The 22,903-nt window shown below is 75.0% G+C and carries 25 protein-coding genes; 2 read left to right on the top strand and 23 right to left on the bottom strand.

Annotated features, from left to right (window positions below):
- Positions 1-120 precede the first annotated feature (120 nt).
- From ACI8AF_RS25890 to ACI8AF_RS25855, 8 genes are all read right to left on the bottom strand, one after another.
- A complete protein-coding gene (locus tag ACI8AF_RS25890) occupies positions 121-1,050 on the bottom strand; it encodes an ABC transporter permease (RefSeq protein ID WP_456542653.1) in 930 nt (309 codons plus the stop codon).
- Complete coding sequence (locus ACI8AF_RS25885) at positions 1,047-2,132, bottom strand: ABC transporter permease (protein ID WP_456542652.1); 1,086 nt, start codon at positions 2,130-2,132, stop codon at positions 1,047-1,049. The genes ACI8AF_RS25890 and ACI8AF_RS25885 overlap by 4 nt, the downstream gene beginning before the upstream one ends.
- Positions 2,129-3,745 (bottom strand): ABC transporter ATP-binding protein, encoded by a 1,617-nt coding sequence (locus tag ACI8AF_RS25880; protein ID WP_456542651.1) that lies wholly within the window; start codon positions 3,743-3,745, stop codon positions 2,129-2,131. Before ACI8AF_RS25880 ends, ACI8AF_RS25885 begins: the two co-directional genes overlap by 4 nt.
- Positions 3,742-4,767, bottom strand: a complete 1,026-nt coding sequence (locus ACI8AF_RS25875) for a BMP family protein (RefSeq protein ID WP_456542650.1) — start codon at positions 4,765-4,767, stop codon at positions 3,742-3,744. The genes ACI8AF_RS25880 and ACI8AF_RS25875 overlap by 4 nt, the downstream gene beginning before the upstream one ends.
- 125 nt (positions 4,768-4,892) lie before the next feature.
- Positions 4,893-5,690, bottom strand: coding sequence for an SDR family oxidoreductase (locus ACI8AF_RS25870; RefSeq protein WP_456542649.1), 798 nt, complete (start codon positions 5,688-5,690; stop codon positions 4,893-4,895).
- Positions 5,691-5,731: 41 nt separating this feature from the next.
- Complete coding sequence (locus ACI8AF_RS25865; RefSeq protein WP_456542648.1) at positions 5,732-5,914, bottom strand: hypothetical protein; 183 nt, start codon at positions 5,912-5,914, stop codon at positions 5,732-5,734.
- Positions 5,915-5,924: 10 nt separating this feature from the next.
- Positions 5,925-6,107 carry a hypothetical protein gene (locus ACI8AF_RS25860; RefSeq protein ID WP_456542647.1) on the bottom strand — a complete coding sequence of 61 codons (183 nt, stop codon included), beginning with the start codon at positions 6,105-6,107 and terminating at the stop codon, positions 5,925-5,927.
- A 34-nt stretch (positions 6,108-6,141) separates the two neighbouring features.
- Positions 6,142-7,125 (bottom strand): helix-turn-helix transcriptional regulator, encoded by a 984-nt coding sequence (locus ACI8AF_RS25855; protein WP_456542646.1) that lies wholly within the window; start codon positions 7,123-7,125, stop codon positions 6,142-6,144.
- 94 nt (positions 7,126-7,219) lie between these two features.
- On the opposite strand from ACI8AF_RS25855, the gene ACI8AF_RS25850 reads away from it, so the two are divergent.
- The gene (locus tag ACI8AF_RS25850; protein WP_456542645.1) at positions 7,220-7,735 is read left to right on the top strand and encodes a DinB family protein; all 516 of its coding nucleotides are present in this window, start codon (positions 7,220-7,222) and stop codon (positions 7,733-7,735) included.
- Between the two features lie 19 nt (positions 7,736-7,754).
- On the opposite strand, the gene ACI8AF_RS25845 is transcribed toward ACI8AF_RS25850, so the two are convergent.
- From ACI8AF_RS25845 to ACI8AF_RS25815, 7 genes are all read right to left on the bottom strand, one after another.
- A complete protein-coding gene (locus ACI8AF_RS25845) occupies positions 7,755-7,949 on the bottom strand; it encodes a hypothetical protein (protein ID WP_456542644.1) in 195 nt (64 codons plus the stop codon).
- 91 nt (positions 7,950-8,040) lie between these two features.
- Positions 8,041-9,222, bottom strand: a complete 1,182-nt coding sequence (locus ACI8AF_RS25840; RefSeq protein WP_456542643.1) for a vWA domain-containing protein — start codon at positions 9,220-9,222, stop codon at positions 8,041-8,043.
- Complete coding sequence (locus tag ACI8AF_RS25835) at positions 9,215-10,102, bottom strand: AAA family ATPase (protein WP_456542642.1); 888 nt, start codon at positions 10,100-10,102, stop codon at positions 9,215-9,217. The genes ACI8AF_RS25840 and ACI8AF_RS25835 overlap by 8 nt, the downstream gene beginning before the upstream one ends.
- Entirely contained in the window at positions 10,095-10,961 is an 867-nt protein-coding gene (locus tag ACI8AF_RS25830) for an XdhC family protein (protein WP_456542641.1), read from the bottom strand. The genes ACI8AF_RS25835 and ACI8AF_RS25830 overlap by 8 nt, the downstream gene beginning before the upstream one ends.
- Positions 10,961-13,375 (bottom strand): aerobic carbon-monoxide dehydrogenase large subunit, encoded by a 2,415-nt coding sequence (locus ACI8AF_RS25825; RefSeq protein WP_456542640.1) that lies wholly within the window; start codon positions 13,373-13,375, stop codon positions 10,961-10,963. The genes ACI8AF_RS25830 and ACI8AF_RS25825 overlap by 1 nt, the downstream gene beginning before the upstream one ends.
- On the bottom strand, positions 13,372-13,863 hold the full coding sequence (locus ACI8AF_RS25820) for a (2Fe-2S)-binding protein (protein WP_456542639.1): 492 nt from the start codon (positions 13,861-13,863) through the stop codon (positions 13,372-13,374). Before ACI8AF_RS25820 ends, ACI8AF_RS25825 begins: the two co-directional genes overlap by 4 nt.
- 26 nt (positions 13,864-13,889) lie before the next feature.
- A complete protein-coding gene (locus ACI8AF_RS25815) occupies positions 13,890-14,774 on the bottom strand; it encodes an FAD binding domain-containing protein (RefSeq protein WP_456542638.1) in 885 nt (294 codons plus the stop codon).
- Positions 14,775-14,890: 116 nt separating this feature from the next.
- On the opposite strand from ACI8AF_RS25815, the gene ACI8AF_RS25810 reads away from it, so the two are divergent.
- On the top strand, positions 14,891-15,814 hold the full coding sequence (locus ACI8AF_RS25810; RefSeq protein ID WP_456542637.1) for a LysR family transcriptional regulator: 924 nt from the start codon (positions 14,891-14,893) through the stop codon (positions 15,812-15,814).
- A 43-nt stretch (positions 15,815-15,857) separates the two neighbouring features.
- Here the strand turns inward: ACI8AF_RS25810 and ACI8AF_RS25805 are convergent, their stop codons facing one another.
- The 8 genes from ACI8AF_RS25805 to ACI8AF_RS25770 form a co-directional block, all read right to left on the bottom strand.
- Positions 15,858-16,184: a hypothetical protein gene (locus ACI8AF_RS25805; protein WP_456542636.1), complete on the bottom strand. Its 327-nt coding sequence runs from the start codon at positions 16,182-16,184 to the stop codon at positions 15,858-15,860.
- 68 nt (positions 16,185-16,252) lie between these two features.
- Entirely contained in the window at positions 16,253-17,203 is a 951-nt protein-coding gene (locus ACI8AF_RS25800) for a hypothetical protein (RefSeq protein WP_456542635.1), read from the bottom strand.
- Between the two features lie 419 nt (positions 17,204-17,622).
- Positions 17,623-18,594: an aldo/keto reductase gene (locus ACI8AF_RS25795; protein ID WP_456542634.1), complete on the bottom strand. Its 972-nt coding sequence runs from the start codon at positions 18,592-18,594 to the stop codon at positions 17,623-17,625.
- A gap of 71 nt (positions 18,595-18,665) precedes the next feature.
- The gene (mgrA, locus tag ACI8AF_RS25790) at positions 18,666-19,706 is read right to left on the bottom strand and encodes an L-glyceraldehyde 3-phosphate reductase (protein ID WP_456542633.1); all 1,041 of its coding nucleotides are present in this window, start codon (positions 19,704-19,706) and stop codon (positions 18,666-18,668) included.
- A 32-nt stretch (positions 19,707-19,738) separates the two neighbouring features.
- A complete protein-coding gene (locus ACI8AF_RS25785) occupies positions 19,739-20,467 on the bottom strand; it encodes a class I SAM-dependent methyltransferase (protein WP_456542632.1) in 729 nt (242 codons plus the stop codon).
- The gene (locus ACI8AF_RS25780; RefSeq protein ID WP_456542631.1) at positions 20,449-20,730 is read right to left on the bottom strand and encodes a DUF1905 domain-containing protein; all 282 of its coding nucleotides are present in this window, start codon (positions 20,728-20,730) and stop codon (positions 20,449-20,451) included. Before ACI8AF_RS25780 ends, ACI8AF_RS25785 begins: the two co-directional genes overlap by 19 nt.
- Before the next feature lie 30 nt (positions 20,731-20,760).
- A complete protein-coding gene (locus ACI8AF_RS25775) occupies positions 20,761-21,138 on the bottom strand; it encodes a hypothetical protein (RefSeq protein ID WP_456542630.1) in 378 nt (125 codons plus the stop codon).
- 21 nt (positions 21,139-21,159) lie between these two features.
- On the bottom strand, positions 21,160-22,695 hold the full coding sequence (locus ACI8AF_RS25770) for an MFS transporter (protein WP_456542629.1): 1,536 nt from the start codon (positions 22,693-22,695) through the stop codon (positions 21,160-21,162).
- Positions 22,696-22,903: the final 208 nt, after the last annotated feature.

Here is a 22,903-nt window from a genome sequence, read left to right as displayed (position 1 = left end):
CCCCCCCCCCCCCCCCCCCCCCCCCCCCACCCCCCCCCCCCCCCCCCCCCCCCCCGCGCCCCCCCCCCCCCTGTCGCGCCCCCCACCCCGGGACCGCTTTCGGCCCCGAAAGCGGATGGCTCAGGCGGTGCGGGACTCGCGGTCGTAGTTGCGGCCGAGGAACTGCGGCACCTTCGCCCACCGGAAGGCGAAGATCATCACCAGCAGCGTGGCGACGTACGGGATGACCAGCAGGACCTGGCTGGGGATGTCGATCCCCGAGACCTCGGCCCGCAGCGCGACGACGTCCATGGCGGCGAAGAACAGCGCGCCGGCGGCGATGAACTGCGGCCGCCACCCGCCGAAGAACGTCAGCGCGATCGCCAGCCAGCCGCGGCCGCCGACGATCGTGTCGGTGTAGGTGCCGGTGTAGACCAGCGGCAGGAAGGCGCCCGCCACGGCCATCAGCGCCCCGCCGACCGTCGTCGTCCACAGCCGGTTGCGCACCACCGGGATGCCGAGGCTGTCGGCCGCCTTCGGGTTCTCCCCCACCGACCGCAGGTTCAGCCCCGACCGCGTGCGGTAGAGGTAGAACCACAGCCCCACGGTGAGCAGCGCGGCGAGGTAGACGAGCACGTTGTGCGAGAACAGCGCCGTCCCCAGCACCGGGATGTCCTTGAGGAGGGGGATCTCGATCCGGGGCAGCGTGTCCACCCGCGGCGTCGTCGCGGCCTGCCCGATGACGATCCGGTAGAGCAGCCCGGCCAGGCCGGTGGCCGCGAAGAACAGCGCCAGGCCGACGACGAACTGGTCCAGGCGCAGGGCCGTCGTCGCCCAGCCCAGCGCGAAGCCGAAGACGGCGCCGACCCCGGCGGCGAGCAGGATGCCCAGCGTGCTGCTGCCCGTGCTGTAGCTGATCAGGAAGCCGACCGAGGCGCCGAGCAGCATGACCCCCTCCTGGGACACGCTGAAGACGCCGGCCAGCCCGCCGAGCATGGTGCCCAGCGAGGCCAGCAGGTACGGGACCATCGCGATCACCGTGAGCTGGGCCAGGGCCGCGAACTCCGTCATGACGCCCTCCGCGCCAGCCGCCCCGCGATCACGTCGGAGAGCAGCAGGAAGATCAGGATCAGCGCCTCGATGATCAGCACCATCTCGGCGGGGACGCCGACGGTGCGCTGCATCGAGCTCGCGCCGACCTCGAGGATCGCGATGCCGAACGCCACCACCGGCACCCACAGGGCGCTGCCCCGGGCGATCAGGCCGATGATGATGCCCAGCAGCAGGAAGTTGGACTGCATGCCCTCGATGGCCCGGGCGTGCACGCCGCTGACCTCCAGCGCGCCGGCCAGGCCGCCGAGCGCGCCGCCGACGATCAGGGCCAGGACGGCGACCTTCTCGACGCGGATGCCGTTGATGCTCGCCGCGCGCGGGTTGGTGCCCGCGGCGCGCAGCTCGAAGCCCGCGGCCGTCCGGCGGGTGACGAGGATCGTCGCCAGCGAGACGAGGACGGCGAGCAGGATGCCCGCGTGCACCCCCGGCGGGCCGCCGAGCTCGGGCAGCTGGGCCCCCTCCCCCACCCGCTGGGTGGCCGCGACGCCGGCCGCCGGGTCCGACCACACCTCGGTGGCCGCGTAGTCGAGGACCTGGAAGGAGACGAAGTTCAGCAGGACGGTGCTGAGGATCTCGTTGACCCGGAACCGGCCCATCAGCAGCGCGGCGATGCCCGCCCAGACGGCGCCGGAGAGCACGCCGGCGACGATCACCAGCGGCAGCAGCACGGCCGTCGGCAGGTCGGCGTAGACGATGCCGACCCCGGCCGCCGCGGTGGCGCCGACCAGCAGCTGGCCCTCGCCGCCGATGTTGAACCGGCCGACGGCCAGCGGGATCGTGAAGCCGAGGGCCAGCAGGGTGAGCGGGACCCACTTGGTGAGGGTCTCGGTGAAGCCGAAGCTGGTCCGGAACGACGTGGTGAAGATCGTCCGGTACGCCTCCAGCACGTCGTAGCCGAGCGCCACGATCACGATGCCGGAGACGACGAAGGCCAGCACCAGCGCCAGCACGTACGGGACGACGCCGCGCAGCAGGCGGGCGCCGGTCGAGGACGCCGCCGGGGCGGCCGCCTCGGGTTCGGTCAGGACGGGGGCGCTCATGCGGTCTCCCGGACGCCGGCCATGAGCCGGCCGAGCTCGTAGACGTCGTAGCCGCCGCGGGCGCGCTCGCCGACGATCTCCCCGGAGTAGAGGACGACCATGCGGTCGGCGAGCAGGCTGAGCTCGTCGAGGTCCTCGGAGATGAGGACGACGGCGCAGCCGCGGTCGCGGGCCTCGTGCACGCGGTCGTAGACGAAGCGGGTCGAGCGCAGGTCCAGCCCGCGCGTGGGGTTCTGCAGCACCAGCACCGCCGGCTCGCGGTCGAAGGCGCGGGCCAGCACCAGGCGCTGGATGTTGCCGCCCGAGAGGTTGCCGGCCGGGGCGTCGGGGCCCGGCGTCTTGATCGAGTAGCGGTCGATGGTGTCCCGCGCATGGGCGCGCACCCGCCGCCAGTCGATCAGGCCGGCCTTGCGGTAGGCGCTGCTGCGCTGCGCGCCGAGCAGCAGGTTGTCGGTGACCGTGGCGGCACCGAGGATGCCGTCGCGGTGCCGGTCCTCGGGGACGTAGGCCACGCCCGCCGACAGCCAGCGCCGCGTGGCCGCGCCGGCCAGCGCGACGCCGTCCACCGTGACGCTGCCCGACCGCACGTCGCGCACGCCGGCGAGCACCTCGGCCAGCTCGACCTGCCCGTTGCCGGCCACCCCGGCGACGCCGAGCACCTCGCCGGCCCGGACCTCGAGGTCCAGGCCGTGCAGCGCGGGCACGCCGTGGTCGTTGTGGGCGACCAGGCCGGAGACGGCGAGGCGCACCGCGGCGCCGGCCACCTCGGGTGCCGGCGCCTCGGCCGCGGCGATCTCCTCCACGGGCGCCACGCCGAGCGCGGCGGCCACCTCGGTGCTCTGCTCCCCGGCCAGCTCGCCGACCATCAGCGAGGCGAGCCCGGTCGCGTCGGTGGCCGACCGCGGCACCGTGGCGATCCGCCGTCCGTCGCGCATGACCGAGATCCGGTCGCAGATCGCCAGGACCTCGCGCGCCTTGTGCGAGATGAAGACGACGCTGGTGCCCTCGGCGACGATCTCGCGCAGCGAGGCGAACAGCGCGTCGACCTCCTGCGGGGTGAGGTTGGTGGTCGGCTCGTCGAGGATGAGGATGCGCGCCCCGCGGTAGAGGACCTTGAGGATCTCCACCCGCTGGCGGGCGCCCACCGACAGCCGGTCGGTCCGGGCGCGGGGGTCCACGGCCAGGCCGAACCGGTCGGAGAGCTCGCTGATCCGGCGGGCGGCGCCGCGCAGCCCGCCGGACCTCGTGCCCGTGCCGAGGACGACGTTCTCGACCACCGAGTACGTCGACACCTGCAGCAGGTGCTGGTGCACCATGCCGATGCCGAGCTCGATGGCGTCGCGGGGCGAACGGATGGACACCTCGCGCCCGTCGACGCGGACGTCCCCCGTGTCGGGCCGGTAGAGCCCGTAGAGGACGTTCATCAGGGTCGTCTTGCCGGCCCCGTTGCCGCCGACCAGGCCGTGGACCTCACCGGCGCCGAGCTCGAAGTCGGCGTCGTCCAGGGCCCGGACCGGCCCGAACGACTTGCTGACCCCGCTCATCACCAGCGGCGGGGCCGAGCCGGGGGCGCTGCCGCCCCCGGCCGGCCCGGCGGGTGCCGCTGTGCTCATTCGACCGGGGTGACGTCGCGCTCGACCTCGATCTCGCCGGAGCGCAGCTGCTCCACCACCTCGTTGACCCGGTCGGTGACGGCCTGGTCGACGTTGGTCGGGGTCTGCAGCGAGATGCCCTGCTCGTAGTCCATCCCGAGGTAGCCGCCGGTCTCGCCGTCCTCCACCGAGGTCAGGATCTCGTCGAGCATCACCGAGAAGTCGTAGAGCACCGAGGTCAGGTAGTGGTCCGGCGACAGGTTGGACTTGTCGGTGTACTTGGCCGTCATGAGCACGCCGTCGGGGGCGTCGGCCACCCCCTCGAACGCGCCGACCGCGCCGAGGTTCAGCGAGGTCAGGATGACGTCGTTGCCGTCGGCGAGCAGCTGGCTGGTGAACTGCTGCGCGCGGGTCGGGTCGTTGAAGTCACCGGTCCAGACCGGGGTCAGGGTGGCGTCGGAGCCGGTGTCCGCCAGCGCCTGCTCGACCGCGTGCACCTCCGAGTAGGAGAAGGGCAGGGTCACGCCGCCCAGGTACGCGATCCGCCCGCTCTGGCTCGCCTCGGCGGCGAGCACGCCCAGCGGGTAGAAGGCCAGGTGGAAGTTCCGGTCCAGGACCCAGACGTTCTCCGGGACGTCGGCCGGCTCAGTGTCCTGCTCGGCGATGAAGACGACGTCCGGCGCCTCCTGGGCGACGGCCACGGTGGCGTCGTAGAACTGGCTGCCGTGAGTCCAGATGACGGTGTAGCCGTCGGCGACGTACTCGCGCAGCACGCGCTCGGCGTCGGGCACCTGCACGCTCTCCGAGTAGGTGATCTCGGCGCCGTGGTCGGCCTCGGCCGCCTCGAGCGCCTCGAGCCCGAGGAAGGTGTAGTCGGCGTCGGTGGTGGTGCCGGAGAAGACGGCGGCGATGCGGGGGGCGTCGCCGCCCCCGCCGCCACCCTCCCCGCCACCGCCGCCGCCGTCCCCGTCGCCACCGCAGGCGGTGAGGGCGAGCAGCGTCGTGGCGGCCAGAGCGGTCGCGCTGAGTCGGGCGGATCGCATGGGCGGCACCATCCTGTGGGTCGGCCGGAAAGTGCGCCCAGATTTACCTCAGCGCTAAGGGGTGTCCCAGCTAACAGACCGAGACCGAGACCCAAATGAGATACGGCGCCGCAAGTTCCGCAACCTCACCCGCGGCGCCACTCGTCGCTGCCCAGGTGCGAGCCGGCCATGGGGCCCATCTGCAGCATCCCGCCGTCCACGGTGTACGACGCGCCGGTCACGTAGCCCGCCTCCGGGGAGGCCAGGAAGGCGACCACCGCGGCGACCTCCCGGGCGTCGCCGGGACGCCGCAGCGGCACCCCCGGCCGCTCGTGCCCGGGTGCGGTCGGGTCCTCGTCCTCCTGGCCGGTCATCGCCGTCGCGATCTCCCCCGGCGCCACGGCGTTCACCGTGACGCCGTGCTCGGCCAGCTCGATCGCGGCCACCCGGGTGAGCAGGCCGAGGCCGCCCTTGGCCGCGCAGTAGGCGGCCGCGCCGACCCGCGGCTGGTGCTCGTGCACGCTGGTGATGTTCACGATCCGCCCGCCGCGGCCGGCGTCGACCATCCGCCGGGCGGCCCGCTGCAGGCAGAGGAACGCGCCGTCGAGGTCGGTGGCCAGCACCTCGCGCCAGGTCGCGAGGTCGAGCTCGAGCAGGGGCGTCATGTGGCCCGTCCCGGCGTCGTTGACCAGGACGTCGATCCCGCCGAGGGCGTCGGCGAGCTCGTCGACGACGTCGGCGACGCCCGGCAGCTGCGTCAGGTCGAGCGGGCGCACCTCCGCCCGCCGGCCGAGCGCGCGCACCTCCCCGGCGGTGGCCTCGGCGGCCTCCCGCTCGCGGTACCAGGTGATGCCGAGGTCGCAGCCCCGCTCGGCGAGGGCGACGGCGGTGGCCCGGCCGATGCCCGACTCGGACCCGGTCACGACGGCGACGCGCGGTGGCATGCACCCGACGCTAGGGGCGCCCGGCGCACCCCGCAGGGTGGCTAGCGGCGGGTGAGCAGCCGCTGGTCGAGGAGCAGGTCGAGCTCCTCCCGCGCCCGCTCGACCAGGCGGGCGTTCGCGGTGCTCGGCTCCGCGGCGAACCGGCGGCGGGCGCCGGCGAGCGGGTGGGTGGAGACGGCCAGCTGGGCGTCGATGAGCACCAGCTCGCGCTCCACCGTGCGCACGGCGACCGCCTCAGCCGCGGGCGGCGAGCCGCTCGTCGAGCAGCCGGTCGACCGCGGCCTCGGCGTCGGCGACCAGCCGCTCGTTCTCGCCCGACGGGCAGTGGCTCCAGGCGCTGCGGGCCACGCCGAGCGCGATGTAGGCGACCGCGATCTCGTGGTCGAGCGTGTCGATGCTGGTGACGACCGGGCTCATGACGACCTCCCGAGGTGTGCTGCTGCCCGGCACGCTAGGCCCGGGGTACGACGTTTCCGGCCGCCTCGGTGAACCTGCGCGCGAGCGCCAGCAGGTGGTCGCGCAGCTCGGGCGGGGACACCGCGGTGAACCGCGCCCCGGTGAGCGCCAGGCCGGTGGCCGCCCAGGTGAGGTCGTCGGAATCGAGGTGCACCCGGCAGCGGTCGGGGCCGTCGGCCTCCACCGTCGCCCAGCGGCCGATCCGCGCGCGCACCTCCTCCGCCGGTGCCTCGACCACCGCCTCGGCCGCGCGGCGGACCGGCAGCTCGACGATCCGGTCGCGGACGAAGCCGGCCGCGTCCTCGGCCGGGAACCGGCGCGGCCCGAAGCGGGCCCCGGTGCCGCGCGGCTCGGCGATCCGGTCGACCCGGAAGCTGCGCCAGTCACCGCGGTCGAGGTCGTAGCCGACGAGGTACCAGCGCCGGCCGAGCGAGACCAGGCGGAAGGGCTCCACCGTCCGCTCGGTGCGCTCGCCGCGGGCGGCGGTGTAGGCGAACTCGACCCGCTCGGCGTCGCGGCAGGCCAGCGCCAGGGAGGTGAGGACGCCGGGCTCGACCCCGCCGCCCTGCGCCGGCGCACCGCCCCACGCCGCCGGCACGGTGACCGCCCGCAGCGCGTCCACCCGCTTGCGCAGCCGGGCCGGCATCACCTGCACCACCTTGGCCAGCGCGCGCACCGACGTCTCGGCCACGCCCTCGATGTCCGCGGTGGCCGCGGCCTGCAGCCCCACGGCGAGCGCGACCGCCTCGTCGTCGTCCAGGACCAGGGGTGGCAGCGCGGCACCGGGGGCGAGGGCGTACCCGCCGTCGACGCCGCGGCGCGCCTCCACCGGGTAGCCGAGCTCGCGCAGCCGGTCGACGTCGCGGCGCAGGGTGCGCACCGAGACGCCGAGCCGGCCGGCGAGGTCGGTGCCCGCCCAGTGGCGCCGGGCCTGCAGCAGCGACAGCAGCCGGAGGGTGCGGGAACCGGTGGCGGCCATGTCCCGAAGTATGTCCGGATTGCGGACAGGAACTGGCCTTTGCCGCCCCTAACGTGGTCCTCGCCAGCACGGACGACGACGAGGGAGCACCCCGATGACCAGCACCGAGACCACCCTGACCGGCGAGCGGGCCGACCTGGTGCAGACCCTGGACAAGCACCGCGCGTTCTTCCGGCACACCGTCCGCGGGCTCACCGACGAGCAGGCGACGTCGCGCCCGACCGCGAGCGAGCTGACCCTCGCCGGCCTGGTGAAGCACGTGGCGAACACCGAGCGGCAGTGGGCGGACTTCGCCGAGCGCGGCCCGGCCGCGTTCGACACGGGCGAGGGCGGCATCGAGGCCTGGATGGCCCAGTGGCAGCTGCAGGACGGCGAGACGCTGGCGAGCGTGCTCGACGGCTACGAGGAGGTCGCCCGGCGCACCGACGAGCTGGTGGCGACCCTCGACCTCGACGCCGGCCACCCGCTGCCCGAGGCGCCGTGGTTCGAGCCGGGCGCGGTGTGGTCGGCGCGACGGGTCTTCCTGCACGTCATCGCCGAGACCGCGCAGCACGCCGGCCACGCCGACATCCTGCGCGAGACGATCGACGGTCAGAAGACGATGGGCTGAGGCCGGCTCCGACCGGTGATCACGCCGCGCGGCGCGCCGTGACGGCGGAGCGGCGGTCGAGCAGGAGGTTGAGGTCGTCCTCGGCCTCGGTGACCATCAGCTCGTTCTCGGCGCTCGGGCACCGGGAGAATCGGCCGCGGGCGCTGCCGAGGGCGATCCAGGCGACCGAGATCTCGAGGTCGAGCTCGTCGGTGCTGGCGGCGGTGGGGATCATGGCGACCTCCTGACGACCGTTCGGTGCGGCGAACGCTAGGTGCCGGATATGACGGATCGGCGACGCGGAAGTCACCGTCGTGCACCATCGGTCACCCTTCCGCCACAGCCGCCACCACCTCCTCCAGCGCCGCCAGGCTGTGCCCGCTGACGAACGCGTCGACGTGCGGCAGCGCGGCGGCCATCCCGCCGACCAGGGGCGCGTAGCCCTCCGCCGCCTTGCGCGGGTTGACCCACACGATGCGGTGCGCCAGCCGCCGCAGCCGCGCCATCGCCGCGGCGACGTCGTCCGGCTCGTCGAGCGCCCACCCGTCGGAGAGGACGACGACGACCGCACCCCGGGCCAGCCCGCGGCGGCCGTGGTCGGCGACGAACCGGCCGATGCTCGCGGCCAGCCGGGTGCCGCCGGCCCAGTCCGACGACGCCGCCCCAGCGCGGGCGAGCGCGGCGTCGGGGTCGCGCACCGACAGCTGCCGGGTGAGGCGGGTCAGCCCGGTGGCGAACACGAAGGCCTCGGCGCGCGCCCCGGCCACCGCGCCCTGCAGCAGCGACAGGTACACGCGGGTGTAGGGCTCCATCGACCCGGAGACGTCGCAGAGCAGCACCAGCCGGCGGGGCTGCGTCCGCCGCTGCGCACCGACCAGCCGCACCGGGTCGCCGCCGGTGCGCTGGGCGCCGCGCACGGTGCGCCGCAGGTCCAGCCGCTCGCCGCGCCGCCGGGTGGGCCGGACCCGCCGGCTGCGCCGGTGCGGGGTGGCCAGCACGAGAGTGCGCACCACCCGCCGGACGCCGAGCAGCTCCTCGGCGGACAGCTCGGCGAACGAGGTGTGCCGCAGCCGCTCCTCGGCCGACGCGGCGGCGAGCAGCACCTCCCGCCCGGCGTCCCCGCCCTCCCCCTCGCTGCCGGGCAGCGACACGTCCGCCTCGCCCGACCCCGTCCCCGGCGGCCGCTCCAGCGACGGCTCGTGCGGCACCGGCCGGGTCCGCGGCTCCGAGCCGACCGCGGGAGGCGCGGTCGGGTCGCCGCGGCTGTCGGCGGGGTCGAGCAGTCCGTCGAAGACGGCGGAGAAGACGGCGTCGAAGGTGGGCAGCTGCGCGCGGTGGGTGACCAGCGCGACCCGGCAGGTCCAGTACAGCGCCTCGCGGTCGGTGGGCGGCACCAGCAGCAGCGCCCGCGCCAGGCCGACCGAGCGCTCCGGCGGGGCGGGCAGCCCGGCCCGGTGCAGCGCCGTCGTCAGCCCGACGGCGAGCGGGCCGGGGGCGACCTCAGGCACCGGCCAGCCACCCCGCGCCGCGGGCCTGGGCCAGCTCCAGGTCGTCGCGGTTCTTCAGCACCGCCCCCCACGTCGCCTCCACCGAGCCCGCGTCGAGCCGCGGGACCCCCAGCAGGCTCAGCGCGGCGACCCAGTCGACCGCCTCGGCGATCCCCGGCGGCTTGGTCATGTCCAACCCGCGCAGCCGGGTCACCGCGGCGGCGGCGTCGAGGGCGAGCGGCTCGGCGCTGCCGGGCACCCGCCGGCGCACGATCTCGGCGACCCGCTCGGGCGACGGGTAGTCGATCCAGTGGTACAGGCAGCGGCGGGTCAGCGCGTCGTGCAGGTCGCGGGTCCGGTTCGAGGTGAGGACGACGACCGGCGGGTGGGCGGCGCGGACGGTCCCCAGCTCCGGCACGGTCACCGCCGCCTCGGCGAGCACCTCGAAGGTGAACGCCTCGAACTCCGCGTCGGCGCGGTCGACCTCGTCGAGCAGCAGCACCGCCGGCCGCGGCCCGGGGTGGGCGATCGCCTGCAGCAGCGGCCGGCGCAGCAGGTACCGCTCGCCGAACAGGTCGTCCTCGGCGAGCTCCGCCTCCCGGGCCTCGGCCAGCCGGATGGCCAGCAGCTGCCGCGGGTGGTTCCACTCGTACAGCGCCTCGGCGGCGTCGATGCCCTCGTAGCACTGCAGCCGGAACAGCGGGGTGTCCAGCACGCGGGCCAGCGCCTTGGCCGCCTCGGTCTTGCCGACCCCGGGCTCGCCCTCCAGCAGCAGCGGCTGGGGCAGGCGGACGGCGAGGAACAGCGCCGTGGCCAGCCCCGGGTCGGCGAGGTAGTCGAACTCGTCGAGGGCGGCGGCGAGCGCGGCGACGTCCGGGACCAGGTCGGCGACCTCAGGCATGGGCCGCCGGGTCGGCGAGGAAGGCGCGGCGGCAGCCCTCGCCGCAGAACCAGGTGCGGACGCCGTCGACGTCGGCGTGCGGCGAGGACTCCACCGCGGCCACGGTCATGCCGCACACCGGGTCGACCGCGGTGGCCGGCCGGGGAGCCGGCCCGGCCGCCGAGCGGCGCGACGCCACGATCTCCGCCAGCACCGACAGCGCGATCTCCGCCGCCGTCCGGGCGCCGATGTCCAGCCCGGCCGGCGTGCGCACCCGCTCCGTCAGCTCCGCCGGCAGGTCGAGCGACGCCAGCACGGCGGCCCCGCGCCGGCGGCTGGCGACCAGCCCGACGTACGGGACGCCGAGCCGCAGCGCCGCCGCCAGCGCCGGTCCCTCCCCGCGCCCGTGCGAGGCGACGACCACCGCCTCGGCGCCCTCGAGCGCGACGTCGTCCCCCCGCTCGACGGCGAAGCCGAGCGGCCGGCCCAGCTCGGCCAGCGCCTCGGCGATCGGCGAGCCCCCCACCACCACGACCAGCGGCGGCGGCACCCGCGGCTCGAGGAAGATCTCCACCGAGCCGCCGGAGAGGCACGGGTTGGCCACGGTGACCGCGCCCTCCTCATCCGCAGCCGTCCCGACGCCGTCCGGCACGATCCGCAGCAGCAGCGGCTCGCCGACCGAGAGCACCTTGAGCCCGTACTCGCGCACCGACGCCTCGGCGCACTGCCCGCCGACGAAGCCGTCGATCACCCCGTCGGCGCGCACCAGCGCGGTGTCGCCGGCGTGCGCGCTCGTCGGCCGCGAGGCGCGGACGACGGTCGCCTGCACGAACGGCACCCGCGCCCGCGCGAGGGCGTCGGCCGTCTCCAGCACCGACATCAGATCGGCGGGGTGGGCCGGCCCTGCATGGCCGCCCACACCCGGGCCGGGGTGCACGGCATGTCGACGTGGACGACGTCGAACGGCGCCAGGGCGTCGACGACGGCGTTCACCACCGCCGGCGGGGAGCCGACCGTCGCCGACTCGCCGATCCCCTTCGCGCCGATCGGGTGGTGCGGCGACGGGGTCACCGTGTAGCCGGTCTCCCAGTCCGGCACCTCCATGGCCGTGGGGATCAGGTAGTCCATGAACGACCCGCCGAGGCAGTTGCCCTGCTCGTCGAAGCCGATGAACTCCATGAGCGCCATGCCGACGCCGTCGGCCAGCCCGCCGTGGATCTGCCCCTCGACGATCATCGGGTTGATCCGGGTGCCGCAGTCGTCGACGGCGACGAACCGGCGCACGTGCACCTTGCCGGTGCCGGGGTCGACGTCCACGACGCAGATGTAGGCGCCGAACGGGAAGGTCAGGTTGGGCGGGTCGTAGGTGACCTCGGCGTCGAGGTTGCCGTCGACGCCGTCCGGCAGCGCCACCGTGCCGTGCGCGCCGAGCGCGACCTCCTGGATCGTCTTCGCGGCCGACGGGTCGCCCTTCACCGAGAAGCGGCCCTTCTCCCACTCGAGGTCCTCGGGCCGGGTCTCGAGCATGGCCGCGGCGATGGCCTTGGCCTTGTCGCGCACCTTGCGCGCGGCCAGCGCCACCGCTCCCCCGCTCACCGGCGTCGAGCGGCTGCCGTACGTGCCCAGGCCGAACGGCGTCTGGTCGGTGTCGCCGTGCACCACCTCGATGTCCTCGGGCGGGATGCCGAGCTCCTCGGCGACGATCTGGGCGAACGTCGTCTCGTGCCCCTGGCCCTGGGTCTGCACCGACAGGCGGACGACGGCCTTGCCGGTGGGGTGCACCCGCACCTCGGCGCCGTCGGCCATGCCCAGCCCGACGATGTCCATGTGCTTGCGCGGGCCGGCACCGACGGTCTCGGTGAAGAACGAGACGCCGATGCCCATCAGCTCCCCGCGGGCCCGCTTCTCGGCCTGCTCGCGGCGCAGGTCCTCGTAGCCGATCTGCTCCATCGCCATGCGCAGCGCCGGCTCGTAGTCGCCGGAGTCGTACTCCCAGCCGGTCTTGTTCTTGTACGGGAACTGCTCGGGGCGGATGAAGTTCTTCAGCCGGAGCTCGGCCGGGTCCATCCCCAGTTCCTTGGCCAGGACGTCGACCATCCGCTCCACCAGGTACACGGCCTCGGTGACCCGGAACGAGCAGGCGTAGGCCACCCCGCCGGGCGCCTTGTTGGTGTAGACGCCGGTGACCGAGCAGTGCGCGGCCTCGAGGTCGTAGCTGCCGGTGAAGATCGAGAAGAACCCGGCCGGGTACTTGGTCGGCTGGGCGGTCGCGTTGAACGCGCCGTGGTCGGCCAGCACCTTGGTGCGGACGGCGAGGATCTTGCCCTCGCGGGTCGCGGCCACCTCGCCCTGCATGATGTAGTCGCGGGCGAACGAGGTGCTCATCAGGTTCTCGGAGCGGTCCTCGACCCACTTCACCGGCTTGCCCGTGACGATCGACCCGACCACGGCGCAGACGTAGCCCGGGTAGATGCCGACCTTGTTGCCGAACCCGCCGCCGATGTCGCCGGCGATGATCCGGATCTTGTGCTCGGGGATGCCGGCCACCATCGCGTAGAGGGTGCGGTGGGCGTGCGGCGCCTGGGTCGTCTCGTAGAGGGTGAGCTTGCCGTCGATGGGGTCGTAGTCGGCGATCGCGCCGCAGGTCTCCATGGGCGCCGGGTGCACCCGGGGGTAGACGACCTCCTGGCTGACGACGACGTCGGCGCGGGCGAAGACCGCGGCGGTCGCCGCGGCGTCGCCGGCCTCCCAGTCGAAGATGTGGTTGTCGGTGCGCCCCTCGAGGTCGTCGCGGATCACCGGGGCGCCGGGGTCCATCGCGCGGCGGGCGTCGACGACCGGCGGCAGGTCCTCGTACTCGACGTCGATGAGCTCGAGCGCGTCCCGTGCCGAGTAGCGGTCCTCGGCGACGACGAAGGCGACCTCCTGGCCCTGGAAGCGCACCTTGTCGGTGGCCAGGATCGCCATGACGTCGGCCGACAGCGTCGGCGCCCACGCGAGGTTGAGCCCCTCGAGGTCCTTGCCGGTGATGACGGCGTGCACCTTCGGGTGGGCCAGGGCCTCGGTCGTGTCGATGGAGACGATCCGCGCGTGCGCCAGCGGCGAGCGCAGGATCGCGCCGTGCAGCATCCCGGGCAGGACGACGTCGTCGAGGTAGCGGCCCTTGCCGCGGACGAACCGCGGGTCCTCCTTGCGCTGCACCCGCCCGAAGCCGATCGGCCGCTCGGGCGAGCTCATTGCGGGGTTCGGCTCGCGCTCCTGCGGCATCGCGGAGCGCTCGACCACGGTGGTCACGCCGTCACCTCCTGGTCGGTGGGGGCGGCGGCCGGGTGGGCTGCGGCCCACTGCACCGAGCGCACGATGGTGGCGTAGCCGGTGCACCGGCAGATCTGGCCGGAGATGGCCTCGCGGATCTCGCCCTCGTCCGGGTCGGGGTTGCGGTCGAGCAGCGCGCGGGCGGTCAGCATCATCCCGGGCGTGCAGAAGCCGCACTGCAGGCCGTGCTCCTCCATGAAGCCCTGCTGCACCGGGTCGAGCGTGCCGCCCGTCGCCATGCCCTCCACGGTGCGGATCTCGTGCCCCTCGGTCATCGCCGCGAGCACGGTGCAGGACTTCACCGGTTCGCCGTCCATGAGGACGACGCAGGTGCCGCAGTTGCTGGTGTCGCACCCCCAGTGGGTGCCGGTGAGCCCGAGCGTGTCGCGGAGGTAGTGCACGAGCAGCAGCCGCGGCTCGACGTCCCTCGTGATCTCGGTGCCGTTGACGTTCGTGGTGATCTGCACGGTCTGCCTTCCTGCTCAGGCGGGGGTCAGGGCTGTGCCGCGACGAGGGACGAGGCGCGCGCGACGGCGCGGCGCAGCACGCGGCGGGTGAGCTCGTCGGCGAGGTGCCGCTTGTAGTCGACCGGGCCGCGCTGGTCCTCGACCGGCGAGCTGGCCTCGGCGGCGAGCCGGCCGGCCTCGGCGAAGAGCTCCTCGGAGGGCTGCTGCTCGCACAGCGCCTCGAGGATGCCGGGCACGCAGCCCTCCACCCCGAGCGCGGTGAGCCCGATGGTGACGTCGCAGATCCGTCCGTCGTCCTCGAGGACGACGGCGGCGCCGGCGGCGGCGACCGCCCAGTCGCCCACCCGCCGCTCGACCTTCTCGTAGGCGCTGCCCTGGCGGGCGCGGATGGGGAAGCGGACCTCGGTGATCAGCTCGTGCTGCTCGCAGGCGGTCTCGTACGGGCCGCGGTGCAGGTCGGCGATGCCGACCACCCGCTGCCCGGTCTTCCCGGTGATGACGATCTCGGCGTCGAGGACGTCGCAGACGGTGGTGAGGTCCTCGGCCGGGTCGGCCTGGCCGAGGGAGCCGCCGATCGTGCCGCGGTTGCGCACCACCGGGTCGGCGATCACCCGCTCGGCGTCGTGGACGATCGGGAACAGCCGCCCGACCAGCGGCGACGCCAGCAGGGTGGCGTGCCGGGTGAGGGCGCCGACCAGGAGGTGGTCGGGGGTCTCGGTGATGTGGTCGAGCTCGGCGAGGCCGTTGATGTCGATGACCCAGTCGGGCCGGGCCAGCCGCAGCTTCATCATCGGCAGCAGGCTGTGCCCGCCGGCGATGACGCGGGCCTCGGGGCCGTGGCGCTCGAGCAGGTCGAGCGCCTCGGCGACGCTGCCGGCCCGGGCGTAGTCGAACGGAGCAGGTGTCTGCACGGGCGCACCCCCTGACCGCGGGCCCCCACGCTGGAGCCCTGGTGGCGGCGAACCTTGTCCGCCCCCGCGGGCGGTGTCAACATCCCGATAAGCAACCCCTTAAGAGGGCGGTGGCCGTGACGTTCACCCAGCTCAGGACGTTCGCCCTCGTGGCCGAGCTCGGGTCCCTCCGCGCCGCCGCGGCCGCCCTGGGGGTCAGCGAGCCGGCCGTCTCCGCGGCGCTGACCGCGCTGCGCAACGACCTCGGCGACGCCCTCTTCGTGCGCACCGGCACCGGCATCGCGCTCACCCCCGGCGGCCGGGCGCTGGCCGGGCGGGCGCGGGAGCTGGTGCGGCTGGCCGACCGCACCCGCCGCGACGTCGTCGAGGCGACGTCGGAGGGCAGGCTGCGGGTGCACGCCACCCCGGCCTGCGCCGAGCACGCCGCCGAGCCGGTGGTCGCGGCCTTCACCCGCCGGTTCTCCGGGCACGGCGTGCAGATCTGCGCGGGCGCGGCCGAGGGGGCGGCGCACGCGCTGGCCGAGGACGCCGCCGACATCGCCCTCGGCGGCCGGCCGGCGCCGCTGCCCGGGCAGCTGCTGGAGAGCGTGCCGTTCCTGCGCTGGTCACGGGTCCTGGTGGCCGCGCCCGCGCTGCCGGTGCCGCGGCGCGGACCGGTGCCGGCGTCTGCGCTGGCCGGCGCGCGGTGGCTGGCCGGGCCGGCGGGCGTCGAGGAGCTCGACACCGCCGGTCTCGTCGAGCGCCTCGACAGCGAGGCCGAGGCGCTGGCCGCCGCGCGGGCCGGCGACGGCGTCGTCCTGGCGCTGGCCCACCTGGTCGCCGACGACCTGCGCCGCGGCACGCTCGTGCGGGTGCCGGTGGAAGGCACCCCGGTGACCGGCATGTGGTGGGCGACGATCGCCACGGCGACGGCCACCGGGCCGGCCCGGGCCATGCAACGGTTCCTCACCACCCCCGACGCGACGACCGCGCTGCTCGCCCGCCCGCCGCGCACCACCCGCCGCCCGGCACCCACCGTCCGCGTCGAGCTCTGGAGCTGAGGCGGAGTCCCACGGCGGCGTTCTCCGCGCCGTGGGACTCCGCTCAGGTCTGGTCGACGGGGCGGGCGCCGCGGACCGACTGCGCGGCACCCGAGCTGACGCCCTCGGTGCCGCCCTCCGCCGTCCCCTCCTCGGAGCCGGAGCCGGAGCCGGAGCCGGAGCCGTGGACGACCTGGCCCTGGGTCATCTCGGGGTCGTCGCGCACCTGCTCCACCGGCGCCTCGCCGGTCTTGTCGAACTGCCCGCGGTCGTGGACCTGCTCGACCCGGCTGCCGGCCTCGGCGACCTCGATGGCCTCGGCGATGTCGGCGCCGCTGCGGGAGTCGTCGGGCGAGGTGTCGGCGATCGGGTCGTCCTGGGGGGCGCTCATGGGGGTCTCCGCACGTCGTCGGGCCGGATGGCCGCCGAGTGTGGACCGGGCCGCACGCGGCGGCAAGGTCAGCCCTGCAGCTCGGCCAGCCGGGCGAGCGCGCGGTCGCGGGCGGCCGCCGCCTCCCCGGCGCGACGGCGGGCGGACTGCGACCGGCGCTGGGCGCGGGAGAGCTGGGCGGTGACCGAGTTGCACTCCTCGCGGGTGCGGGCGAGCTCGTCCATCAGCTCCTCCACCCGCGCCTCGAGCTCCTCCCTGCGGCCGGCCAGCTCGGCGGACCGCGCCTGCTCGCGCTCGGCGGCCGCGGCGGCGTCCTCCGCCTCCTCGGCCGCGTCGTCGGCGGCCTCCTGCGCCTCCGCGATCTCCCGGCGCCGGCGCTCCTCGGCCGCGCGCCGGGCCTCCTCCTCGGCCTGCCGCCGCTCCTCCTCGGCGGCGCGGCGCCGCTCGTCCGCCGTCGTCCGCGCGGGGGCCTTGGCGGCGCGCTTGCGCGGCTCCGGCTCGGCGGTGCGCACCGGCGTCCGGACGACGCGCAGATCCGGCCGCTGCCCGGTGCCGAGCCCGCTGTAGGACAACGGCGAGGTCAGCCGCCCCGAGAGCACGGCCTCGCCGGCCTCCGGGTCGGCCATCGCGGCGCGCAGCGTCTCCTCGACCTGACCGGCCACACCGCTGCTGATGGGGTGGCCGAGCTGCCGCGCCAGCCCCACGACCTGCCGGCTGAGCGCGGCCAGCAGCTGGTTGCGCTGCACCGACAGGGCCCGCAGCTGGTCGCCGGCGAGGCTCTCCTGCGCCTCGCGCAGCAGCCCGCCCAGCTCGACCAGCGACTCGATCTCGTCCCGGTGGTGGCGGACCAGCACGTTCGTCGCCCAGGCGGCGAGCGACGGCTTGGGCAGCTGGGAGACCGACTTGGCGAGCACGCGGTCGCCCTCGGCGCGGGCCTCCTCCTCGCGGGCGCGGCGGGTCGCGGTGAACTCCTCCGGCGGGATGCCGTACAGCTCGTCGGCGACCTCGTCGAAGTCCACGTCGTCCTCCCGTCCGGTGTGCGGCCGCAGCGACCCTGCCACGGCCGACGCCCACCAGGCAGACCCTGCGACCGGTCACGACCCTGGCGGGTGACGTGGTCCGCCGCGGGGAGGGCCTGGACCCCCCGCCGCCGGCGGGCCCACCGCCTGCGCCGACCTGTGCTGCCTGTGCCGCTCCCACCACCGGCTGGAGACCTTCGCCCAGGGCTGGACGTTCCTGCTGGATGCCGACGGCACGCTGCACGTGACCACCCCGACCGGCATCACCCGGATCACCCATCCGCCGGGCATGCGCCGACGACCACCCCGGCCCAGGCCACCGCCGGCCGAAGCCGGCGACGACCCACCACCGTTCTGATCGACCGGGACACGTGTCGGCCAGCCGAGAAGTCGACGAGCCGACATGTGCCTCCGCGCGATCAGCGCCCGAGCGGTGTCATGTCGGCGTAGCGGTCGCCGACCGGGGGCGCGATCGCGCCGAGCCGGTCCAGCTGCTCGTCGGTCAGCCGCAGGTCGTCGGCCGCGGCGTTCTCCTCCAGCCGGGCGACCCGCTTCGTGCCCGGGATGGGGACGACGTCGTCGCCCTGCGCGAGCAGCCAGGCCAGCGCCACCTGCCCCGGGGTCGCGCCGGCCTCGCGGGCGACCGCCTCGACCTCCTCGACGATGCGCAGGTTCTGCCGCAGCGCCTCCTCGGCGAACCGGGGGTTGGCCGTGCGGAAATCCGAGTCGTCCATGTCCGACACCGAGCGGATCTGCCCGGTCAGGAAGCCGCGGCCCAGCGGCGAGTAGGCGACGAAGCCGATGCCGAGCTCGCGCACCAGCGGCAGGACCTCCGCCTCCGGGTCGCGGGTCCACAGCGAGTACTCCGTCTGCAGCGCGGTGACCGGGTGGACGGCGTGCGCCCGCCGGATCGTCTCCGGCCCCGCCTCCGACAGCCCGATGGCGCGGATCTTGCCCTCCGCGACCAGCTCGGCGAGGGCGCCGACGGTGTCCTCGATCGGGGTGCCCGGGTCGACCCGGTGCTGGTAGTAGAGGTCGATGACGTCGGTGCCCAGCCGCCGGAGCGAGCCCTCGACCGCGGTGCGGATGTTCGCCGGGCTGCTGTCGTAGCGGCGCGCGCCGCCCGCGGCGTGCGAGATGTTGCCGAACTTGGTGGCGAGCACGACCTCGTCGCGGCGGCCGGCGATCGCCCGGCCGACCAGTTCCTCGTTGGTGTACGGACCGTAGATCTCGGCGGTGTCCAGGAAGGTCACGCCGAGGTCGAGAGCGCGGTGGATGGTGCGGATGGACTCGGCGTCGTCGCTGCCGGCGCCAGTGTAGAACGCCGACATCCCCATGCAGCCGAGACCGAGCCGGGGGACGTCGAGCGAGCCGAGGGAGACGTGCCGCATGGGGAACCCTTCGCGAGCGGATGAGGTGCCCCCTCAACCGTAGGCGCCTCCGCTTCGGTTCGCAGGGCCCTTCACGGCAGCGTCTTCTCGCGGGCGCCCTGCCAGAGGTCGATCCCCGAGTCGGCCGCGTGCCGGTCGATCCCGGCCAGTTCGTCGGCGGTGAAGTCCAGCCGCTGCAGCGCGCCGACGTTGTCCTCCAGCTGCCGCACGCTGCTGGCGCCGATGAGCACGGTGGTCACCCGCTCGTCGCGCAGCGCCCAGGCCAGCGCCATCTGCGCCAGCGACTGCCCGCGGCCGGCGGCGATGTCGTTCAGCGCGCGCACCCGGCCCAGCGCCTCCTCCGAGAGCAGGTCGGTGGACAGCGACTTGTCCTGGCTGGCCCGCGACCCCTCCGGGACGCCGTTCAGGTACCGGTTCGTGAGCATGCCCTGCGCCAGCGGCGAGAACGCGATGCAGCCGACCCCCTCGTCGGCCAGGACGTCGAGCAGCCCCTCGGTCTCGATCCAGCGGTTGAGCATCGAGTACGAGGGCTGGTGGATCAGCAGCGGCGTGCCGAGGTCGGCCAGGATCTGGGCGGCGCGGGCGGTGTCCTCCGGCGAGTAGGAGGAGATGCCGGCGTAGAGCGCCCGGCCCGAGCGGACGGCGGTGTCGAGCGCGCCCATCGTCTCCTCGAGCGGCGTCGTCGGGTCGGGCCGGTGCGAGTAGAAGATGTCGACGTAGTCCAGCCCCATCCGCCGCAGCGACTGGTCGAGGCTGGCCAGCACGTACTTGCGCGAGCCGCCGCCCTGGCCGTACGGGCCCGGCCACATGTCCCAGCCGGCCTTGGTCGAGATGACCAGCTCGTCGCGGTAGGCGGCGAAGTCCTCCCGCAGGTGCCGGCCGAAGTTGGACTCCGCGCTCCCGTAGGGCGGGCCGTAGTTGTTGGCCAGGTCGAAGTGGGTGATCCCGAGGTCGAACGCGCGGCGCAGGATCGAGCGCTGGCGGTCGAGCGGCACGTCGTCGCCGAAGTTGTGCCAGAGGCCCAGGCTGATCGCCGGCAGGTCCAGGCCGCTGCGGCCGCAGCGCCGGTAGGTCATGGAGTCGTAGCGGTCCTCGGCAGCGGTGTAGGCCATGTCCCCATCCTGGTCGCGCCCGCGGGCGGCGGTCAGGCGGGGTCGCGCCGCAGGCGCAGCGCCAGGAAGGCGGGCTCGGTCAGCAGCCGCCGGTGGGTCTCCGGGTCGACGTCGGCCATCGCCGGCTGCGGCCGCGGCTCGACCAGGCGGTCGAGCGCGAAGCCCGGCGCGGTGAGCTCGGCGAGCAGGTCCTGCAGCGGCATCCGCCAGGCCGGAACCCGCCAGCGCCCGCCGAAGCCGACCGTCGTCCGCTCGGTGGTGAAGTACGAACCGCCCGCGTGCAGCCAGTCGGCCGTCGGGTGGTGCGTGGAGACGACGAGCCGCCCGCCGGGCCGGATCACCCGGGCGAGCTCGCGCAGCAGCTGCGCACGGTCGTCGACGTGGTGCAGCACCAGCGCCAGGACGGCGTCGTCGAAGGAACCGTCGGCGAAGCCCAGCGGGCGCTCGAGGTCGTGCCGGACCAGCGGGACGCCCGGCCCGAGCCGCGCGCGGGCATGCCGGAGCAGCCGCGCCGACGCGTCGACGCCGACGACGTCGGCACCGCGGGCGACCAGCTCCGCCGCGAGGTGCCCGGCGCCGCACCCGGCGTCGAGCACCCGGCGGCCGGCGACGCCGCCGAGCAGGTCGAGCACCGACGGCCGGTCGTCGTGGGCGTTGGAGGCGCTGCCGGTCGCGTGCGCGGCGAGCCAGTCGGCGAGCTCGTCGTCGTAGCCGGCCGCCCGCGCAGTGTGCCGGGCGCCGGTCAGCTGAAGCGCTCGCACAGGTGCACCGTGACCTGCTCCCCCGCCGCGCTCTTGCCGATCGCGCCGCACAGCGCCTTGCGCAGCGGCAGCCAGTGCGGGCCCTGGCCCGAGGGCATCAGCGTCGCGGTGAACGGCTGCCCGTCGAGCAGCCCGCCCACCTTGACCGGCCGGCGGGTGCCGAGCACCTCGGCGGAGCCGGCCAGCTCGAGGTAGGTCGGGAAGGCGCCGTCGGTGCGGATCGGCTCGGTGAAGGTGGCGTCGAGGGGCTGCGGTGTCGTCACGCGGGGTCCGACCGGCGCGACGACGCCGACTCATCGGCCGAGCGCGTCCAGCCGTTCCTGCCGGGCGGTGCGCAGCAGGGGCGCCAGCCGCGGGTCGGCGAGGTCGTCCGCGGTCCGCACGGTCAGCTTGCGGAAGGACTTCCCGCTGCCCTCCAGCAGACCGTCGTCGGGGAGGTCCGCGCCGCGGTTGAAGCCCAGGTTCAGGTGCCGGTCGAACGCCGCGACGTAGGCGTAGTGCTCGGTCATCTTCTTCGGGCCGACGCCGTAGCCGACGGTGCGCTGGTGCGGCCAGACGACCCGGACGACGGCCGGGTCCACCTCGTGCACCAGCGCGTCGACCGCCCGCACGATGTCGGCCACCTCGGGGGTCAGGCGGGCGAGGAGCACGTCGAGATCCGGTTCGGCCACGGGTCCTTCCTACCGCCGGGCTCAGCCGGCCGGGCGGCCCGCCGGCTGCGAGGGGTGGAACTGGGGGCCGGCGACGCCGCAGTGGACGCACTCCTCGACCCGCAGACGCGCCGGTTCCCCGGGGACCGGTTCCGCGGCGGCCGCCAGCGGCCGGCGGACCATCACCGCCGCGATCACGCCTCCGGTGACGAGCATCGCGGCGAGGATGAGCACGGCGGTCCGGAACCCCGCGTCGAAGGCCGCTGGATCGGCGTAGTCGTCGCCGCCGATGCCCGCCGCCACCGGGACGACCGCGACCGCCAGCAGCCCCGCCGCGCGGGCGACCGCGTTGTTCACCCCCGAGGCGACGCCGGCGAACCGGTCCGCGGCCGAGGCGAGCACCGTGGCCGTCAGCGGCGCCACGAGCAGGGTCAGCCCGGCGCCGAAGACCACCGTGGCCGGCAGCACGTCGGCGACGTAGGAGGCGTCCGGGCCGATCCGCAGCATCAGCAGCACCCCGGCCGCGCAGACCAGCGGGCCCACGGTCAGCAGGGGCCGCGGTCCGATGCGCTGCGCCAGGGCGCCGACCCGGGCCGAGAACAGCAGCATGAGCACCGTGACCGGCAGCAGCGCCGTGCCGGCCAGCAGGGGGCTGAAGCCGGAGACGACCTGCAGATGCAGGACCAGCACCACGAACAGGGCGCCCAGCGCCGCGTAGACCAGCAGCGTCACCAGGTTCGCCGCCGTGAACTGGCGGTTGCCGAAGAGGACCGGGGGCACCAGCGGGTGCGGCGAGCGGAGCTCCACTCGGACGAAGAGCGCGAGGGCGAGCAGCCCGACGACGCCGGTCCCCACCACCACGGCACCGGCCCCGCTCTCGCCGGCCGCCGTGAGCGAGTAGGTCAGCGCGCCGAGGCCGACGACCACGAGCACGGTGCCCGCGACGTCGAGGTGCGGGGCCGCGGACGGGTCCCGGGTCTCCGGGACGTGCCGCGCGGCCACCCACACGACGAGGACGGCCAGCGGCAGGTTGAGCAGGAACACCGCCCGCCAGTTCCAGTCCACGAGCCAGCCGCCCAGGAACGGCCCGATCGCGCCGGCCACGCCGCCCAGCCCCGACCAGGCGCCGACCGCGGCGGCCCGGTCGCTCTGGGCGAACGTGGCGGAGATGATCGCCAGGCTGCCCGGGGTGAGCAGCGCGCCGCCGACCCCCTGCAGCGCGCGGGCGGCGACGAGCGTCTCGATGTTCGGCGCCAGCCCGCACAGCAGCGAGGCGACGGCGAACCAGCAGGTGCCGACGACGAAGATCCGCCGCCGGCCGTACCGGTCGCTGAGCGAGCCGCCGAGCAGGATCAGCGCCGCCAGGGTCAGGGTGTAGGCGTTGACCGTCCACTGCAGACCGGCGAACCCGGCCCCCAGGTCGGCGCCGATCCGCTCCAGCGCCACGTTCACCACGGTCGCGTCGAGCAGGGCCAGGCTGGACCCCAGCACCGTGGTGAGCAGCACCCACCGCGCCCGCGTCGTCCCCATGCGCAGGCCGTGCTGCCCGACGGCGGGCCCGGGTCCCTCAGGGTCCATGTCCGCCGTCCCTCCGCCGCCCCGTCCGCCGGTCAGCTTCGACCCCTGGTGGGGTCGGCGTCCACCGGTTGCGCGGTCGTCCCGATGCTCCTATGGATCGTCAAGCGGCTCGGGCCGGTGGTGGTGAGGTGAGCAGGTAGTAGAGCTCGCGGGCGATCAGTCGTTTGAGGCATCGGATGATGTCCTTCTTCGACAGCCCTTCTTCGGT

The sequence above is a fragment of the Blastococcus sp. SYSU D00669 genome (genome assembly GCF_054050715.1).
Note: the sequence above shows the minus strand (reverse complement) of the source record. Positions and strands in the feature narration are given on the sequence as shown.